A 17265-nucleotide genomic window follows, 5' to 3' on the forward strand; every position below is an offset into this window, starting at 1 on the left:
AAAACAAACATGACAACGGCCTGCCCTGTTTCCCAGCAACGTCACGCACAGTTTTTGGCTCCCTGCCCATTTATTAGACTAAAGTGGACCTTTTCCATGAAAACAGACCATTTTTGACAGCCGAGTATTGACCATACGGAAAATAACGACTGTGATAAGTCCGCTCGCCCCGAGGGGTAGCGGGCAGTTGTCGTTACCGGCCTGAAGCTGAACTGGTCGCGGCGGCAACTCGAGATTTCAACGATAAACAAAGGTTGGGAAAATGAGAAAGACGATTCTGTCAGCCGCGATCGGCGCAGTAGTCTTGGGTCTTGGCGCCCAGGGCGCTGCGGCCGCGACACTTGACGACGTGAAGTCCAAAGGAACGTTGACCTGCGGCGTCAGCACGGGCCTGCAAGGCTTTTCCGCGCCCGACAATGAGGGGAACTGGTCCGGTCTGGACGTCGAATATTGCCGCGCTATCGCCGCCGCGATCTTCGGCGACCCCGACAAGGTGAATTTCGTAGCCCTGACGGCAACCGACCGTTTCCCGGCGCTGCAGTCCGGCGAAATCGACGTTCTGAGCCGCAACACCACCTGGACGCTGTCGCGCGACACCTCGCTCGGCCTCGATTTCCGCACCGTCAACTACTATGACGGCCAGGGCTTCATGGTGCCGAAGGACCTCGGCGTTTCCTCGGCCAAGGAACTCTCCGGCGCTGCCGTCTGCGTGCAGTCCGGCACCACCACCGAGCTCAACCTCGCCGACTACTTTTCGGCCAACGGCATGGACTACAATCCGGTCGTTTACGAACAGCTCGAAGACGTCAACAACGCCTTCAACCAGGGCCGTTGCGACGTTTACACCACCGACCAGTCGGGCCTTTATGCGATCCGTCTGACGCTGACCGATCCGGACAATTACGTGATCCTGCCGGAAATCATCTCCAAGGAGCCGCTCGGCCCGGCATGGCGCCAGGGCGACGACCAGTGGGGCGACGTCGTATCGTGGGTTCACTACGCGATGCTGAACGCCGAGGAATTCGGCATCACCTCGGAGAACATCGATGAGATGGCCGAATCCTCCGACAATCCGGGGATCAAGCGTCTGCTCGGCACCGAAACCGACAGCAAGCTCGGCGCCGATCTCGGTCTCGACGAGAAGTGGGCCTATAACGTGATCAAGCTCGTCGGCAATTACGGCGAAGTCTTCGACAAGACCGTCGGCACGGGCAGCCCGCTGAAGATCGACCGCGGCCTGAACGCGCTGTGGACCGATGGCGGCCTGCAGTACGGCCCGCCGATCCGCTAAGCTGTGGTTATAATCTTATAAAATCAGGCGCATGGCGGAGTTCCGCCATGCGCCGTATAAAATAAGAACCCTTTCGGGCAACAACCTTTCGGGCAAACCGGGGAACACATGGCTGACACGACAAGCAACGCTCCCTTGGGGGAGTCGCGGGCTGCCGCACTTCTATACAATCCCGCCGTCAGAGGTTTCGTCTACCAGTTGGTGACGGTCATTCTGGTGGTCGGATTTGTCTGGTGGGTCACAGACAACACCATCACCAACCTTCAAAACGCCGGCATCGCGTCGGGCTTCGGCTTTCTCGACAGCCGCGCCGGCTTCGATATCGCGCAGACGCCGGTCGCCTACAATAATGACATGACCTATGGCCGGGCGCTTGTCATCGGCATCATCAACACGGTCATCGTCTCGGCCGCAGGGATCGTGACAGCGACGATCATCGGCTTCATCGTCGGCATCGGTCGGCTTTCCTCGAACTGGCTCATCGCCAGGCTCAGCGAGGTCTATGTCGAGATCTTCCGCAACATTCCGCCGCTGCTGGTCATCTTCTTCTTCTACACCGGCGTTCTGGCGCTCTTGCCCTCGGCGCGCGATTCGATCGCGCTGCCGCTCGATATCTATCTCAACAATCGCGGCCTCGCCTTTCCCACGCCGATCTTCGGCCCCGGCTCCTGGCTGATGGGCGCGGCGCTGGTGGCGGCGATCGTCGCCGTGGTGGCGCTTGCCGTGTGGTCCAAGCGCCGCCAGATGGCGACCGGCCAGCAATTCCCGACGATCAGGGTCAGCATCGCGATCCTTATCCTGCTGCCGCTCATCGCCTATTTCGTCTCCGGCATGCCGGTGACCTTCGACATTCCGGTCAAGGGCCGCTTCAATCTGGCCGGCGGCGCGGTGATCGGTCCGGAATTCATGTCGCTCTATCTGGCGCTGTCGCTCTATACCGCAGCCTTCATGGCGGAGATCATCCGCGGCGGCATTCTCGGCGTCGCCAAGGGCCAGACGGAGGCCGCCGGCGCGCTCGGCCTGCATCCGCGCAAGGTCACACGGCTGGTCGTGGTGCCGCAGGCCATGCGGATCATCATTCCGCCGATGACATCCGAATATCTGAGCCTGACCAAGAACTCCTCGCTCGCCGTCGCGATCGGCTATGCCGATATCGTCGCCGTCGGCAAGACCGTCCTCAACCAGACGGGTCAGGCCGTGGAGGTGGTGACGATCTGGATGATCATCTATCTCACGCTTTCGATCCTGACATCGATCTTCATGAACTGGTTCAACGCCAAGATGGCTCTGGTGGAGAGATAAGATGGCGCAAGATCTGGCTTATGTCCGAAAGGAAATGCAGGCCCAGCAGCCTGCGCCGAAGAAAGAGGGTACGGCGATTCAGTGGGTCAAGGCCAACATGTTTGCCACGCCCAAGGATTCAATTCTCTCGATCATCGCCATCGTCTTTCTCATCTGGGCGATCCCGCCCATGGTCGAATGGCTGCTGATCAACGCCGCCTGGACCGGCACAGACCGCGCGACCTGCGCGACCATAGCCCAGGGCGGTATAAGGCCGGATGGCTGGAGCGGCGCGTGCTGGGCCTTCATCGGCAACAAGATGGATCAGATCCTGTTCGGGCGCTATCCCGACCCATGGCTCTGGCGCCCGATCCTCGTTGCCGTGGTCTTCACTGCCCTGCTGATCCCGATGCTGATGCCGAAGGTGCCGCACAAGGGATGGAACGCTCTGGCGCTGTTCATCATCCTGCCCATTATTGGATTCTTCATCATCTACGGCGGCGTTTTCGGCCTTCCGGTGGTCGACACATCGGACTGGGGCGGGCTGATGGTGACGCTGATCCTGTCCTACTTCGCGATCGCCGTGTCGCTGCCCTTCGGTATCCTGCTGGCGCTCGGGCGGCGGTCGAAGCTGCCGGTAGTGCGCACGCTTTCCATCATGTTCATCGAGGTGGTGCGCGGCGTTCCGCTGATCACCATTCTGTTCATGGCGAGCGTGATGCTGCCGCTGTTCCTGCCGGAAGGCATGACGATCAACAAGTTCCTGCGTGCGATCGTCGGCGTCTCGCTGTTCATCTCCGCCTATATGGCCGAGGTGATCCGCGGCGGTCTGCAGGCGATGCCGAAGGGACAGTTCGAGGGCGCGGCCTCGCTCGGCCTTGGCTACTGGCAGACCATGCGGCTGATCATACTGCCTCAGGCGATCAAGCTGGTGATCCCGGCGATCGTCAACCAGTTCATCTCGATCTTCAAGGACACCTCGCTGGTCTCGATCATCGGCATGTTCGACCTGCTCGGCATCATCAAGTTCAACTTCACCGATTCCTCCTGGGCCTCGCCCGTCACCCCGATCACCGGCCTGATCTTCGCCGGTCTCGTTTTCTGGGTCTTCTGCTTCGGCATGTCGCGCTATTCCAGCTTCATGGAACGCCATCTCGACACCGGACACAGAAGCTAGATTTTTGAGAGAGCCGCAATGACAAATGTAGAGACCATCGACACCTCCCACATGACCGTCTCGGATACCGAGGTCGCGGTCGACATGATCAACGTCAACAAGTGGTATGGCGACTTTCACGTTCTGCGCGACATCAACCTCAAGGTGATGAAGGGCGAGCGCATCGTCATCGCCGGCCCGTCCGGTTCGGGCAAATCCACGATGATCCGCTGTATCAACCGGCTGGAGGAACACCAGAAGGGCACGATCATCGTCGACAATATCGAGTTGACCGACGACCTGAAGAAGATCGATGAGATTCGCCGCGAAGTCGGCATGGTGTTCCAGCACTTCAACCTGTTCCCGCATCTCACCATCCTGGAAAACTGCACGCTCGCCCCGATCTGGGTGCGCAAGATGCCAAAGAAACAGGCCGAGGAAATCGCGATGCATTACCTCGAGCGGGTGAAGATCCCGGAGCAGGCGGACAAGTATCCGGGCCAGCTTTCCGGCGGTCAGCAGCAGCGCGTGGCGATCGCGCGGTCTTTGTGCATGAGCCCGAAGATCATGCTGTTCGACGAGCCGACCTCGGCGCTCGACCCGGAAATGATCAAGGAAGTGCTCGACACCATGGTGGGCCTTGCCGAGGAAGGCATGACCATGCTGTGCGTGACCCACGAAATGGGCTTCGCCCGCCAGGTCGCCAACCGCGTGATCTTCATGGACCAGGGCCAGATCGTCGAACAGAACGCCCCCGCCGAGTTCTTTGACAACCCCCAGCACGAACGCACCAAGCTGTTCCTCAGCCAGATCCTGCACTAGGCTTGATTTTGTACGCATAAGAAGAAGGCGGACCTTGCGGCCCGCCTTTTTTGTTGTGCCCTCAGCGAGGGCGACGCGTCTATCTCAGGACGGGCGGATGGCCACCACCAGCGCGGTCATTGCCAGCGCGAAAACCGCGATTTTCCAGAAATCCATGCGCTTCTTCAGGCCCGGCAGCCCGAGCGGCCTGATGATTTGAACCGCCATGGCGGCGATCAGCAGCAGCGATATCAGCTTGGCCATGTCTCTCCTCATCCGCCCGGCGCAACGGGCTTTCGCCCCTCATACAGCGACAAGCCGGCCGCGTCACCCGCGACAGCCATAATTCGACAGTGCAATTTGCCGCGCAGGTGATAGAATCGAGCCGGAACAAGTGCGGTTATGTTGCGTTGCAACCATACCCGCCAAAATTGATTTCAGATTACCCAGGTTCATTGATGAAACGCAATTTACTTCCCGTTTTCGCGCTGCTTCTCGGCACATTGTTTCTCTTCCTCGGCAATGGCCTGCACGGCCTGCTGCTGCCGCTGCGCGGCGCGGCGGAGGGCTACAGCGACACGGCCCTCGGCTTTATCGGCACGTCCTGGGCGAGCGGTTTCGTGCTCGGCTGCCTGTTCGCGCCGAAGCTGATCATGCGGATCGGCCATGTGCGCGCGTTTTCGGGTTTCATCGCGATCATCTGCATGGTGGCGCTGATGACCGGCATCTTTATCGATGAATATGCCTGGATCGCGCTCCGGGCCGCGACCGGCTTTGCCATGGCCGGCACCCAGATGATCATAGAAAGCTGGCTCAACGAGCGGGTCGACAATTCCAGCCGCGGCGTGGTTTTCACCTTCTATACCGGCATCACCCTTTTCGGCGTGGTCGGCGGTCAGTTGGTGGTCGGCTTCGGCAACACCAACACCGCGATCCTGTTCATGGTGGCCGGTATTTTCTACTGCGTCGCCATGCTGCCGACAACAATGTCGAACGCGGCCTCGCCGCGGCCGCTCCAGGCGGTCAGGATCGACGTCAAGCTGCTCTACCGCAATTCGCCGGTCGCCTGTCTCGGCGTGCTGTTGACCGGCATCGCCAATGGCGCATTCGGCACGCTGGTGGCCGTGTTCGCGACGCGCGCGGGCCTGCCGGATGCGGAAATCGCCTTTCTGGTCACCGGCGCGATCCTCGCTGGCGCGGTGGCGCAGGTGCCGTTCGGCAAGATTTCGGACATGACCGACAGGCGCTATGTGATCGCCGCACTTGCCGGCTGCGCGGCGCTTGCCGCCATGCTGATATTCCTGCTCAAGCCCGGCGCGGAGGTTCTGATCGGCCTCGTGGTGATCTACGGCGCGACCGCCAACGTGCTCTACCCGATTACCGCATCGCACGCCAACGACTTCGCGCGGCCGGAAGACTATGTGAAGATCTCAAGCGGCCTGTTGTTCCTGTTCGGGATCGGCACGATCATCGGGCCGACGGTGGGCGGCCCGGTCATGTCGGCATTCGGCCCCTATTCACTGTTCATCATCACCGCCACCGCGCACCTGTTGATCCTCGCCTATGCGCTGCTGCGCTCTCGCCTGCGCGCGCCCGTGCCGATGGCCGAGCGCGAGGCCTTCATGGCGATGCCGGATGCCGCCACGCCGGTCTCCACCCGCGAGGGGGTTGCGTTCAGAACACCGCCCCGGGAGTATGAGGAGGAAAGCGCCGATCGCGCGCCAGCGAACGAGGAGGCCGAGAATGTGGAACGAGGATGAGCCCGCGCCGAAAAAGAGCGATTATGTGATCGGTTCCGATCTCGAGCAGCATTCCGTCGAGGCGCTGAAAGGCTTCGCGGCGGCGCTTCGCGCCGAGCTCGAACGCATCGAGGCGGCGATCGCGCGCAAGGGCAGCGACCGGGAAGCGGCCGAAAGTTTCTTCAAGAAATAGCGCCTTCCCGCCGCGTAAACGCAATATTAACCTTTCCAGGATTTTATTGGGGACATCCGCAATGCGGTATCGGAACCTCTGTCTTGATTCCGATCATCACCCTCTGACTTCAGAGCCGCCCGTTAGCGGCTCTTTTTTTTGCCTTTTCCTGATTGGCAGTGGGTATTAACCTTTCATTAAGAAACGTCTTGCGGTTTTGCGCTACAGGTATATTTGTTTTCGGTAGTGTCCAAGTCCCGCTCTCATGAGCAGGCAGCGTAGCCAGAGTAAGTTGATGACCAGTTCCGGGGCCAAACCCATAGATTTTGCCGGCAGGGCCGCAAGCTCTCCGCAATTTTACGCGCTTTATGCCGAGGGCATGAAGCTCGTGGAGACGACGGCGGCCTATCTTGATGGTCCAGGTCGGGCCGCCGCGAAAATGCTGAGCCCGCTTGGCGCCGCGCTCTATTCCACGGAATCGATCCGACTGACGACCCGGCTGATGCAGCTCGCCTCCTGGCTGCTGCTGCAACGCTCGCTCAACACCGGCGAGATGACGCTGGACCAGGTGGTGCAGGAGCGTCGCAAGCTCCGGCTCGGCGATGGCGACGATCGCATCCCGCACGGCTGGAAGGAACTGCCCCCCGGCTTCCGCGACCTTGCCGCCCACACGGATCGGCTCGAAGCGCGCATCCGCAAGCTCGACGACAGCCTGATGAAGACCGCCGCCGCGCAAGCCCCGGAAATTCCGGAGAACCAGGTGATCGCCCAGATCGACCTGCTGCAGACCGCGTTCGCGCGCCGCTGATCGGCCGCGTCCGGCCTGTCCGCGGCGCTTTTCCCTGCGACAAAACAGCACAACAAAAAACCCGGCGCCAAGGCCGGGTTTTCAAAATCACTGCTCGGGCAGCAATCAGATGCCGAGACCGCCGAAGCGCTTGTTGAACTTCGAAACGCGGCCGCCGCGGTCGAGCAACTGCTGCGAGCCGCCGGTCCATGCCGGGTGCGAGGTCGGGTCGATGTCGAGGTTCAGCACATCGCCTTCCTTGCCCCAGGTCGAGCGGGTTTCGTATTCCGTGCCGTCCGTCATGACGACCTTGATCATGTGATAGTCGGGATGAATATCAGCCTTCATAACTCTCGTTCCTGCAAGCTCGTTTAAGGTCTGGCGGCCATTGCGCCGGCCGGGCCTATTGAATAAACAAAGCCGTGAGACCTCAAAAAGGCCACGGCTGTCGACAAGGTTGCGGTCGCTATACAGGAACGTGAGGCGAATAACAAGAGCCGCCGAAAGCAATATCAGAGGCCGGCGGAAACGAGGAAAATCCATTGAGCCGAAATGAACCAACCGGGGGCGACAGGGCGCGGGCGCTGAGCCCGCTCGCCGGACTTTTTCCCTATATCCGCGCCTATCGCGGCCTTGTCGCGGGCGCGCTGACGTTCCTGTTGTCGGCCTCCCTCGTCACGCTGGCGCTTCCGATCGCGGTGCGCCGCGTCATCGACCACGGCTTTTCCGATTCCGATGCCCAGTTGATCAACAACTACTTCATCGTTCTCGGCCTGATGGCGCTGGCGCTCGGGATTTCGAGCGCGCTTCGCTATTTCTTCGTGATGATTCTCGGCGAACGCGTCGTGACCGATCTGCGCCGCGATGTGTTCGACAACGTCGTGCGGCTCTCGCCCGCCTTCTTCGACGTCAACCAGTCGGGCGAGATCGTGTCGCGGCTGACGGCCGATACGGTGCAGATCAAGTCGGCTTTCGGCGCAACCGCCTCGATCGCGCTGCGCAATCTGATCATGGGGATCGGCGCGCTGGCGATGATGGTCTACACCTCGCCCCGGCTCTCGGTGATGGTGATCGCCGCGATCCCGATCGTGGTGCTGCCGCTGATTGCCGCCGGCCGCAATGTCCGCTCACGCTCGCGCACCGCCCAGGACGAACTCGCCGACGCCACCGCCTTTGCCGGCGAGGCGATCGGCGCAACCCGGACGCTGCAGGCGTTTACCGCCGAGGCGATGGCCGGCCGGCGCTACGGTTCGGCCGTCGAACATGCCTTCTCGGCCGCTCGCTCGACGCTGAAGGCGCGGGCGGGGCTGACGGCAGTCGCCATCAGCCTAGTGTTCTGCTCGATCACCGCCATCCTGTGGTTCGGGGCGCAATCGGTGCTGGCCGGCACGATGACGGGCGGCACGCTCGGCCAGTTCCTGCTCTATTCGGTGCTTGCCGCCGGCGCGCTCGGCCAGCTTTCGGAAGTCTGGGGCGAGCTGTCGCTTGCCGCCGGGGCCGCCGAACGCCTGAGCGAACTCCTGCACGAGAAGCGCGAGATCGCGGCGCCTGAAAATCCCCTGCCCCTGCCGGAGCCCGCCGCCGGCGCGATCCATATCGAAAACATCGCCTTCCGCTACCCCACCGGCGGCGCCAAGGCCGGCGCGCTTTCGGGCGTCTCGCTCAATGTTCAGCCGGGCGAGACCGTCGCCGTTGTCGGCCCTTCGGGTGCCGGCAAGAGCACGCTGTTCTCGCTGCTGCTGCGCTTCTACGACCCGGATCAAGGCCGCATCACGCTCGATGGCCTCGACCTGCGCGATGTCGATCCTCAGGCGCTGCGCGCACGGTTCGCGCTGGTGCCGCAGGATGTCGCGATCTTCGCCGCGAGCATCCACGACAATATCGCGCTGGGGCGTCCCGATGCCAGCCGCGAGGAGGTCCGCGCCGCGGCGATCGCCGCCCAGGCTGACGGCTTCATCGCCAGGCTTGAAGATGGCTACGACACCATGGCCGGCGAACGCGGCATCACCTTTTCCGGCGGCCAGCGCCAGCGCATCGCGATCGCCCGGGCGGTGCTGCGCGATGCGCCGGTGCTGCTGCTCGACGAGGCCACCTCGGCGCTCGACGCTGAAAGCGAAATCCTGGTGCAGCAGGCGCTCGGCACGCTGATGCAGGGCCGCACCACGCTGGTGATCGCCCACAGGCTCGCCACCGTGCTCTCCGCCGACAGGATCGTGGTCATGGACGAGGGCCGGATCGTCGAGGAAGGCCGGCATGAAACGCTGGTCAAGAAAAACGGCCTCTATGCCCGCCTCGCCCGCCTGCAGTTCGATGTCGAGGCCGAACGGCGCGCGGGGTAGTCATTCGGTTTTTCCCGGTCCCGAAGGCATGAAGGTCGCGAGGAAAATCAGCGCAATTCCCGCCCAGACAATCGGAGTCGGCCATTCGCCGAAGACAACGAGGCCGATCAGCACCGCCATCGGCAGCGCGGTGTGCAGCGCCGGCGTTAGTTGCACCGCATCCGCCATGGAGAACGCCCGCAGCATGCAGTAATTGCTGGCATTGACGAGCGCGGCCGAGACGACGAACAGGCCGAAATCGCCGCCGCTCATGCCGGACCAGGAGAACCAGGCCGGAACCGCGGCAATACCGGCCATCAGCACATACATCCAGAACAGCGCCGGCACCGTCGCCTCGCTCATCGCCACCTGCTTCAGCACGACATTCTTGAGCGCGAGCGCAATCGCGGCAGCGACCGCGACAAGTCCAGCGACCTGAAAGGTCTCTGTGCCGGGACGCAGGATCAGCAGAGCGCCGCTAAGCCCGAGACCGACCGCGAACCACCGTCGCCAGTCCGCGCGTTCCTTCAGAAGCACGATCGCCAGCGGAATGAAGAACAGCGTCTCGAGCTGCAACAGCGTCGCCGCGACCGTGAACGGCAGCAGCGACAGTGACGTCACGATCAGGAAGCTGACGACGACGCCGATGAGAGCGCGCAGCACCAGAAGCCGGGGCCCGAGGATGCGAAAGCCCGCCGCGCCGCGCCCGAGCGCCACAGGCAACATCATCACCGCCGCCAGGCCGTATTGCATGAACATCACCACCACCGGCGCGTGGCGGTCGGTGAGCGTCTTGGAAAACGTGTCGACGAGGGTGAACGAGGCGACGCCGCCGATCATCAGAAGGGTGGCGACAAGGCGCGTACTGGGCCGCCGAACGGCGCTGAACATGGACATGGCTTCTCCTGCCAAAGCAAAATGGGATGCTTCCTGGAGGAGCCCTCGTCCGCTTGACAGGAAGATCAGCGCAGGAAAAGCGCGATGGTAAGGCACAGATGCCCCGCCATCCTTGCGGAGCCGGAAGGATAGGAAAGAGCGGCGCGGAAGGCAAGGGCCTCGGGCCGCGCTCGTCCGGATCGAACGGATGAGACCCACAGCCTTTTGCTGAAACTCACGGAACCGACAGGCTCGTATATCCGTTCTATGCGTCGGAACGATCATGTTCCGGAGGAACACGAGATGAGCAGCACCTCAGACAAGGTCAAGGGCAAGGCGAATGAAGTGGCCGGAAAGGCGCGCCAGAGTGTAGGCGACGCCACCGGCAACAACGAGACAAAGAGCAAGGGCGCCGCACAGGAAGCCAAGGGCCACGCCCAGCAGGCCAAAGGCAAGGCCAAGGAAGCGGTCAAGAAGACCGTCGACAAGGCCTGAACCCAGCCAAAGCCATGAGATACAGCCCGCAGCTCTCGCCAGAGCTGCGGGTTTGTTTTTCTTGAAACGGATCGCGCCATTCCATCCCGCGAGAACAGCTTTTTCTCATTCGCCATTCGTGAGAAAGGACTGACTGCTTCCGGCGGCTACCGCTCCGTCAGCTTGAACTCGATGCGCCGGTTCTGGGCGCGCGCTTCGGGCGAATTGCCCTCCGCGATCGGCTGATATTCGGCAAAGCCCGCGGCCACCAGCCGGTTCGCCGGAACACCCTCGGAAATCAGGTAGCGCACAACGGCATTGGCGCGCGCCGATGACAGTTCCCAATTGTCGGCAAACTGACCGCCTGGGCGGATCGGGACGTCATCGGTGTGGCCGTCGACGCGCAGGACCCAGTTGATGTCCTCGGGAATCTCGGGAACGATTTCAAGCAGCGCATCGGCGAGCTTGCCGAGTTCGACGCGGCCATCCTCGTTGAGTTCGTCCGAGCCGGACGGAAACAGCACTTCCGACTGGAACACGAAGCGGTCGCCGACGATGCGGATATTCTCGCGATCGGAGAGGATCTGCCGCAGCCGCCCGAAGAAGTCCGAGCGATAGCGGTTCAGTTCCTGCACCTTCTGGGCCAGCGCGACATTCAGCCGTCGTCCGAGATCGGCGATCCGCGCCTGCGAGGCATCGTCCTTGGCCTCGGAAACCTCCAGCGCCTCCTCGACGGCGGCAAGCTGGGCGCGCAGCGCGGCGATCTGCTGGTTCAGAAGCGCGATCTGGTTCTGGGCGCGCGCCGAAAGCTGGCGCTCGGCCTCGAGGTCCTCCGACAGCGCGCCGATCTGCGCCTGGGCGCTGTCGCTCGCGCCGGCGCCGGCATCCAGCAGCGCCTGCAGGCGGCTGCGCGCGGCCTCCGCCGATGACAGCGAGGCCTGCAGCGAGGCGATCATGTCCTCGGCGTCCTGGGTATTGCCCTTCTCAAGCGCAAGAAGCTGGGTCAGTTCCGCGATCTGGCTGTTGAGCCGGTTCAGCACCTCGTCCTTGCCGGAAATCTCGCGCGTCAGGATGAACTGGCCGATCACGAACACGGTAAGCAGGAACATGATCGCCAGCAGCAGCGTGGCGAGCGCATCGACAAAGCCCGGCCAGTAATCGACGCTGCGATTGGAACGGCGGTTGCGGGCAAGCGCCATGGTCAGCGGTCCCCGAGCTTGTCAGTCAGGCGTTGCAGCGTGCGGCGCAGCTCCTGGGATTCCTCCTGCTGCGCCTCGATCCAGTCGCGCAGCATCTGCTGCTCGTTGCGCATGTTCTTGACGACGCCCTGAATGCCCTCGGCAAGCTGTGCCATCGCAGGCACCGAGCCTGCGCTGGAGCCGTTTTCGGCGATCCGGCGCAACTCCTCGGCCAGAATTTCGAACTGCTCGCTGGAACCGCTGGCAACGCCCTCGAGCGCGGGCGCGAGGTCGGAGGTGACATCGGTCACCGAGGACAGCCAGTTTTCGAGTTCCATGTAGAAACGGTTCTGCGCACGGCCGGCCTGAAGATCGAGGAAGCCGAGGACGAGCGAGCCGGAAAGGCCGAGCAGAGAGGACGAGAACGCCGTGCCCATGCCGGACAGCGGGCCGGCAAGGCCCGACTTCAGGGCATCGAGAACATCGGAGGAATCGCCGGCATTGGGGTCGAGATTCTGGATGATGTCGCCGATCGAGCCGATCGTGTTGAGCAGGCCCCAGAAGGTGCCGAGCAGACCGAGGAAGACGAGAAGGCCGACGAGATAGCGCGAGGTGTCACGTTGTTCGTCCAGCCGGGTCGCTATCGAATCGAGGATCGAGCGCAGCGACGTGGTCGAAAGCGACATGGTCTGGCGGCTGCCGATCAGCGCGCGCATCGGCGCGAGCAGCTTGGGGTCGCGCCCGACGCGATCGGCGCTGCCGGCGGCGCGGAAGGAATTCAGCCAGCCAACCTCGCGGCGCAGTGCCAGGACCTGTGAAAACACCATCAGGATGCCGATCAAGAGCACGCCGAGGATCAGCCCGTTGAGGCCGGGATTGGTCATGAAGGCGGTATGGGCCTGACGGTAGAGGATGGCGACGCAGAACCCGATCAGGATCAGGAAGATGACCATCGTCCAGACAAAGGACATCGGGCTCGACATCTTCTGCGCATAGCCCGGACGCGGCGGGGCGCGCCGGTCATCATGCTCGAGTTCGAAATCCGACATATTCGCCAATTCCTCCGCTCTGCGCTCGACTTCGGCTCGGCCGAAAGCGGCTTATCCTACAGTCCGCCACCGTCTCCCGAACCCTTGGGCCGGAAGCGGCTGGCTCTGCAACCTCTATTCGAAAACGACGGCGATTTGAAGGGCGCGGCGCGCAAAACCGAGAAAGCCTATTTTTCGAGGCGACGCTGGAGCTGGTCGTAAAGCGCGATGCGGATCATCTCGTTGCCGGCAATCACGCTGCCGGTCTCAAGGCACTGCTGGCCGCCCTTCATGTCGGAGACGAAACCGCCGGCCTCGCGGATCATGATCAGGCCCGCCGCCATGTCCCATGCGTTGAGCCCTTCCTCCCAGAAGCCGTCCATGCGGCCGGCCGCGACATAGGCGAGATCGAGCGATGCGGCGCCGAGGCGGCGAATGCCGGCGACCTCGCCCATCACATGGCGCAGTTCGACCAGGAACTTGCCATGATGGCCAAAACCGAGATGGGGAACGCCGCAACCGATGACGGCGTCGGAGAGTTTTCGGCGCGCCGAAACCCGGATACGGCGGTCGTTGCAGAACGCGCCGCCGCCCTTTTCCGCCACGTACAGTTCATCGAGCGCGGGGTTAAAAATCACGCCGGCCACGATTTCGCCGGAACGCTCAAGCGCGATCGAGACGGCGAACTGGGGTATGCCGTGCAGGAAGTTGGTGGTGCCGTCGAGCGGATCGACGATCCAGCGGTGCTGGCCGTCCGTGCCCTTTTCCTCGCCGCCTTCCTCGCCCAGGAAACCGTAGGTCGGTCGCGCCCGCATCAGTTCGGTATGCACGATCTTTTCAGCCTTCAGGTCTGCCTGGCTGACGAAATCGGACGGCCCCTTGACGGAGACCTGCAGGTTCTGGACCTCCCCGAAATCGCGCGTCAGCGAGCGCCCGGCTTTAAGGGCAGCCTGCACCATGACGTTGAGAAGAGCTGAACGGGCCATCGGGAAAATTTCCTTGGTTGTGAGCGCCTGCGCGGTGAGCAGCGCGCGGCGCTTTTGCGACACGGCGGTTCATGATCACAGAATGCGGTGAAATTCAAGGCCCGCAGGCCTAAATCGAATCGCCCTGAAGCGCTTCGTCGTCGGAGCGTTCGGCCTTCTTCGATGATAAATCGAGCACTTCGGTCCGGTTGCGGCCGGCATTCTTGGCGCGGTAGAGCGCCCGGTCGGCGTAATCAAGCGCCACCGCCAGCCGCGTCTCGCCGGCCGCGAAACCGGCGACGCCCGCGCTGATGGTGATCGAGAATGTCTGCCCCTCGAAGGTGAATTCCAGTTTCTCGATCGTGGTTCGGATCTGTTCGGCCACGCGGAAGCCGTTGTCCACCGTTGTCGCCAGCAGGATGATGGCGATCTCCTCGCCGCCGTAGCGCACGGCGAAATCGGACCGGCGGATGCGGGTGACGATGGTTTTGGCCACCTGCTTCAGCACCTCGTCGCCGCGGGGGTGGCCATAGCGGTCATTGACCGCCTTGAAGCGGTCGATATCGAACAGGATGACGCAACCATCCTTCTGCTCTCCGGCGGCGGCCTCCCGTTCTATCGTGAATTCGAGCTGGGAGAGCGCCCGCCGATTGTGGAGGCCCGTCAGTGGATCGCGGTCGGCGTTGAACTCGACATCATGCAGATAGGAGGTCGCGCGTCTGGTCGATTCCAGAGCCGATCCGAGCAGGACCGTGCCGACGGTGTTGATCACGATCAGCGGCGCGCCGATCACGGCAAACAGATCGGCGGCCCGTTCGAACCCAGCCATCAGCAATGACAGGACATAGAGATTGCTGAGGCAGCCGAGTAGCAGAAGCGACCGAAAACGCTGAACCTTGGGGCCGAGAAGAGCAAAGCCGATCCCGATCGCGCCGGCCATCGCGATCCCGACAACCCCCGCAGCCACCCCGTCGCCGCCAATCCAGATGCGGAACGCCGCCACGATAGCGCTGACAAGCAGGCCCGCAACCGGCCCTCCGAAAACGGGGGACAGAACCACAAAGACGGCGCGGGTGTCGAACACGTAGCCGGATTGCATTTCGATCGCATTCATCATGGCGGCGATCGCACCGCCGGCAAAAACGACAGCGCTAGCATAGGTCCGACGACGCGGAAGGCGAACATGGCGAAGGACAAAGCCGTAGCCAAGGACGATCAGCGCACCGAGTCCAAGGCTTGTGATCAATTCACCGACAATATCAAGGCGCCCCAAAAAACTTCCCCCAACCTCCACCAGTCACGCTCATCAAAATATAGTCACAACCTGTCACAACGGAAAATACACAAACTGACGCGCGAGGAACAGACAAATCGATGATCGACCGCGTTCTCCCGGCGCGTTTTTGGCTAGTATCGTTGCGCCAGCGCGCGCGAACGGCGTTCAGCCTCCGTCCGGGTCTCGGCGTCGAGACCGTCGACAAGCTCTTCCATGTCCGGCTCGATCAGTCCCAGCCGCCGAACGCTGAGATAGAAGGTCGCCGCCGTTTCCTTGTCTTCGCGCACGCCAATGCCCTGGCTGTAAAGGTAGGCGAGCCTGCTCATCGCCGCCGGATTGCCGTTGAGCGCGGCGCGGCGCAGCCAGTCGACGCCCTGCTCGAGATCGCGCGGCATCCCCCTGCCGTTGATCAGCGCCAGCGCGAGATCGAGCTGGGCGGTATCGTGATCGCCATCGGCGGCGCGGCGCAGCCAGAATTTCCAGAGCGCCTTCTTCTCCTCCGGAAGATCGTCCAGGGCCGGATAGATCTGTGAAAGCGCATATTGCGCGTCGGCGATATCGGCTTCGGCCGATGCCTCGAACCACGGCAAAGCTAGCTTCAGCCCATCCTTGCCGGGATTCTGTTCGATCAGCAGGCTGCCGTAATTGAATTGGGCAAGCGGATCGCCGGCTTCAGCGGCCTGTTTCACCAGCACGCCACCCTTTTCGTTGTCCGCCTCTTCATCCGAAGTCAGAAGGGCCATGCCGTAGCGGTTGAGCGCGAAAGCCTCGCCGCTTTCAGCCGCCATGCGGTACCATTCCAGCGCCGGACCGGCCCTGCTTTCGGCGATGAGTTGACGCTCCACCAGTTCGCCGATCAGGGTTTCGGCGCGGGGATCGCCACGGGCGGATTGCTGGAGCGCGGCCTCATAGGCCGCCTCATAGGCGCCGCGCTGATAGGCGCCGTAGGCGAGATCGACCGGCCCGTCATAGGCAGGCTCCGGCGGCAACCCAGGAAGGTCATCGCCGACCGGCGCGGCAAACGCGAACTGATAGGGCGCGGGCCTGTCGGGCGCGAGCCCCGGCGGCAACAACCGTCCGCCCCCGTAAAGCGAAGCCCGGTCGCCAGCGACCAGATCCGCATCGGTCGCGAACTGCCCCATTGTCGCGGCAAGACCAAGGCCCGGCGCAAGCGCCAGCAAAACAGCAGCAGTGACGACGGAACGAGCGGTCATGGCTTTCCTAATCGCCAAACCGTGGCGCTTTTTCGTCCAGCATGGCATTGATCTCGGCCACCATGGCGGCGGGCCCGCCGGGGGCGTCGAAGACGGCCTTTCCAACGGCGACGAATTCCGCGAAGGTCAGCGCCACGTCGATAACGCCGGCCGGATCGCTGCCAGCCATCACGATACACGGAATTTCCACCATCGAGGCCCACCATTCGCCGAGGTCGACGTTCTTGGGATGGGGCGCCGCATGGGTGTCGCCATCGAGCATGCCGAAGAAGACATAATCGGGGTTGAGTTCGCCGGCCTCAAGCGCCGCGTGGCGATCCTTCAATCCGCCGACGCCGACGATCAGCCGCGGCGAGAACCGCTCCATCGCATCGGCAAGCTCGCCGCGCGCGACATGAATACCATCGGCCTTCGCGCGGCCGGCAACGCGGCTGTCGCCGGCGATCAGCGCCGCCGCGCCATGATCCTGGATGATCGGCACCAGTCGTTCGGCGCGGCGCTGGAAAGCCTCGATGTCCTCGCCATATTGCGGCAGGATGACGGAGGCGACATCGCCGCCGCGCAAAGCATCGGAGAGTTGCTTCTCCTGGTCGCCGGTATCGGCCATTTCGGGCACCACCAGCACCAGCCGGCAACGATCCTGATCCACAGTCATCTCGCTCAATCCCTTTCGCGCCCGCCTCATCTTACCGCAACCGGGGGGCCTCGC

General features: G+C 62.8%; 19 protein-coding genes. 10 read left to right on the forward strand and 9 right to left on the reverse strand.

The window, feature by feature from the left end:
- Nucleotides 1-262: 262 nt before the first annotated feature.
- The 4 genes from Mame_RS17500 to Mame_RS17515 all read left to right on the forward strand — a co-directional run bounded on the left by Mame_RS17500 (nt 263) and on the right by Mame_RS17515 (nt 4550).
- Entirely contained in the window at nt 263-1291 is a 1029-nt protein-coding gene (locus tag Mame_RS17500; protein WP_018066333.1) for an amino acid ABC transporter substrate-binding protein, read from the forward strand.
- 108 nt (nt 1292-1399) lie between these two features.
- Nucleotides 1400-2593: an amino acid ABC transporter permease gene (locus Mame_RS17505; RefSeq protein ID WP_026173741.1), complete on the forward strand. Its 1194-nt coding sequence runs from the start codon at nt 1400-1402 to the stop codon at nt 2591-2593.
- A gap of 1 nt (nt 2594) precedes the next feature.
- On the forward strand, nt 2595-3749 hold the full coding sequence (locus tag Mame_RS17510) for an amino acid ABC transporter permease (RefSeq protein ID WP_018066331.1): 1155 nt from the start codon (nt 2595-2597) through the stop codon (nt 3747-3749).
- Between the two features lie 18 nt (nt 3750-3767).
- On the forward strand, nt 3768-4550 hold the full coding sequence (locus Mame_RS17515; RefSeq protein ID WP_018066330.1) for an amino acid ABC transporter ATP-binding protein: 783 nt from the start codon (nt 3768-3770) through the stop codon (nt 4548-4550).
- Nucleotides 4551-4634: 84 nt separating this feature from the next.
- On the opposite strand, the gene Mame_RS27040 is transcribed toward Mame_RS17515, so the two are convergent.
- A complete protein-coding gene (locus tag Mame_RS27040) occupies nt 4635-4793 on the reverse strand; it encodes a hypothetical protein (RefSeq protein ID WP_018066329.1) in 159 nt (52 codons plus the stop codon).
- A 194-nt stretch (nt 4794-4987) separates the two neighbouring features.
- Between Mame_RS27040 and Mame_RS17520 the strand changes: the two genes are divergently transcribed.
- The 3 genes from Mame_RS17520 to rcdA all read left to right on the forward strand — a co-directional run bounded on the left by Mame_RS17520 (nt 4988) and on the right by rcdA (nt 7248).
- Nucleotides 4988-6289, forward strand: coding sequence for an MFS transporter (locus Mame_RS17520; protein ID WP_018066328.1), 1302 nt, complete (start codon nt 4988-4990; stop codon nt 6287-6289).
- Nucleotides 6273-6461, forward strand: coding sequence for a DUF1192 domain-containing protein (locus Mame_RS27045; RefSeq protein WP_018066327.1), 189 nt, complete (start codon nt 6273-6275; stop codon nt 6459-6461). The genes Mame_RS17520 and Mame_RS27045 overlap by 17 nt, the downstream gene beginning before the upstream one ends.
- A gap of 274 nt (nt 6462-6735) precedes the next feature.
- The gene (gene rcdA / locus Mame_RS17530) at nt 6736-7248 is read left to right on the forward strand and encodes a protease adaptor protein RcdA (protein ID WP_018066326.1); all 513 of its coding nucleotides are present in this window, start codon (nt 6736-6738) and stop codon (nt 7246-7248) included.
- Between the two features lie 105 nt (nt 7249-7353).
- On the opposite strand, the gene rpmE is transcribed toward rcdA, so the two are convergent.
- Complete coding sequence (gene rpmE, locus Mame_RS17535) at nt 7354-7575, reverse strand: 50S ribosomal protein L31 (protein WP_018066325.1); 222 nt, start codon at nt 7573-7575, stop codon at nt 7354-7356.
- A gap of 194 nt (nt 7576-7769) precedes the next feature.
- Between rpmE and Mame_RS17540 the strand changes: the two genes are divergently transcribed.
- Nucleotides 7770-9566 carry an ABC transporter transmembrane domain-containing protein gene (locus Mame_RS17540; protein ID WP_018066324.1) on the forward strand — a complete coding sequence of 599 codons (1797 nt, stop codon included), beginning with the start codon at nt 7770-7772 and terminating at the stop codon, nt 9564-9566.
- On the opposite strand, the gene Mame_RS17545 is transcribed toward Mame_RS17540, so the two are convergent.
- Complete coding sequence (locus Mame_RS17545) at nt 9567-10442, reverse strand: DMT family transporter (RefSeq protein ID WP_018066323.1); 876 nt, start codon at nt 10440-10442, stop codon at nt 9567-9569.
- 282 nt (nt 10443-10724) lie between these two features.
- Here Mame_RS17545 and Mame_RS17550 point away from each other — a divergent pair, with 282 nt between their 5' ends.
- Nucleotides 10725-10916 carry a CsbD family protein gene (locus tag Mame_RS17550; RefSeq protein ID WP_026173740.1) on the forward strand — a complete coding sequence of 64 codons (192 nt, stop codon included), beginning with the start codon at nt 10725-10727 and terminating at the stop codon, nt 10914-10916.
- 146 nt (nt 10917-11062) lie between these two features.
- Here the strand turns inward: Mame_RS17550 and Mame_RS17555 are convergent, their stop codons facing one another.
- From Mame_RS17555 to Mame_RS17570, 4 genes are all read right to left on the reverse strand, one after another.
- Nucleotides 11063-12094 carry a peptidoglycan -binding protein gene (locus Mame_RS17555; RefSeq protein WP_018066321.1) on the reverse strand — a complete coding sequence of 344 codons (1032 nt, stop codon included), beginning with the start codon at nt 12092-12094 and terminating at the stop codon, nt 11063-11065.
- A gap of 2 nt (nt 12095-12096) precedes the next feature.
- Nucleotides 12097-13131 carry a hypothetical protein gene (locus tag Mame_RS17560; RefSeq protein WP_026173739.1) on the reverse strand — a complete coding sequence of 345 codons (1035 nt, stop codon included), beginning with the start codon at nt 13129-13131 and terminating at the stop codon, nt 12097-12099.
- A gap of 158 nt (nt 13132-13289) precedes the next feature.
- Nucleotides 13290-14087, reverse strand: coding sequence for an inositol monophosphatase family protein (locus tag Mame_RS17565; RefSeq protein ID WP_026173738.1), 798 nt, complete (start codon nt 14085-14087; stop codon nt 13290-13292).
- A 109-nt stretch (nt 14088-14196) separates the two neighbouring features.
- A complete protein-coding gene (locus tag Mame_RS17570) occupies nt 14197-15339 on the reverse strand; it encodes a GGDEF domain-containing protein (RefSeq protein WP_018066318.1) in 1143 nt (380 codons plus the stop codon).
- On the opposite strand from Mame_RS17570, the gene Mame_RS26750 reads away from it, so the two are divergent.
- Nucleotides 15250-15444, forward strand: coding sequence for a hypothetical protein (locus tag Mame_RS26750; RefSeq protein ID WP_155122137.1), 195 nt, complete (start codon nt 15250-15252; stop codon nt 15442-15444). The two genes, Mame_RS17570 and Mame_RS26750, sit on opposite strands and share 90 nt — an antisense overlap.
- A gap of 29 nt (nt 15445-15473) precedes the next feature.
- Here Mame_RS26750 and Mame_RS17575 read toward each other — a convergent pair whose 3' ends face one another.
- Complete coding sequence (locus tag Mame_RS17575; RefSeq protein ID WP_018066317.1) at nt 15474-16556, reverse strand: tetratricopeptide repeat protein; 1083 nt, start codon at nt 16554-16556, stop codon at nt 15474-15476.
- Between the two features lie 7 nt (nt 16557-16563).
- Nucleotides 16564-17211: a thiamine phosphate synthase gene (locus Mame_RS17580; protein WP_026173737.1), complete on the reverse strand. Its 648-nt coding sequence runs from the start codon at nt 17209-17211 to the stop codon at nt 16564-16566.
- Nucleotides 17212-17265: the final 54 nt, after the last annotated feature.

This window comes from Martelella mediterranea DSM 17316 (genome assembly GCF_002043005.1).
GTDB classification, from domain to species: domain Bacteria; phylum Pseudomonadota; class Alphaproteobacteria; order Rhizobiales; family Rhizobiaceae; genus Martelella; species Martelella mediterranea.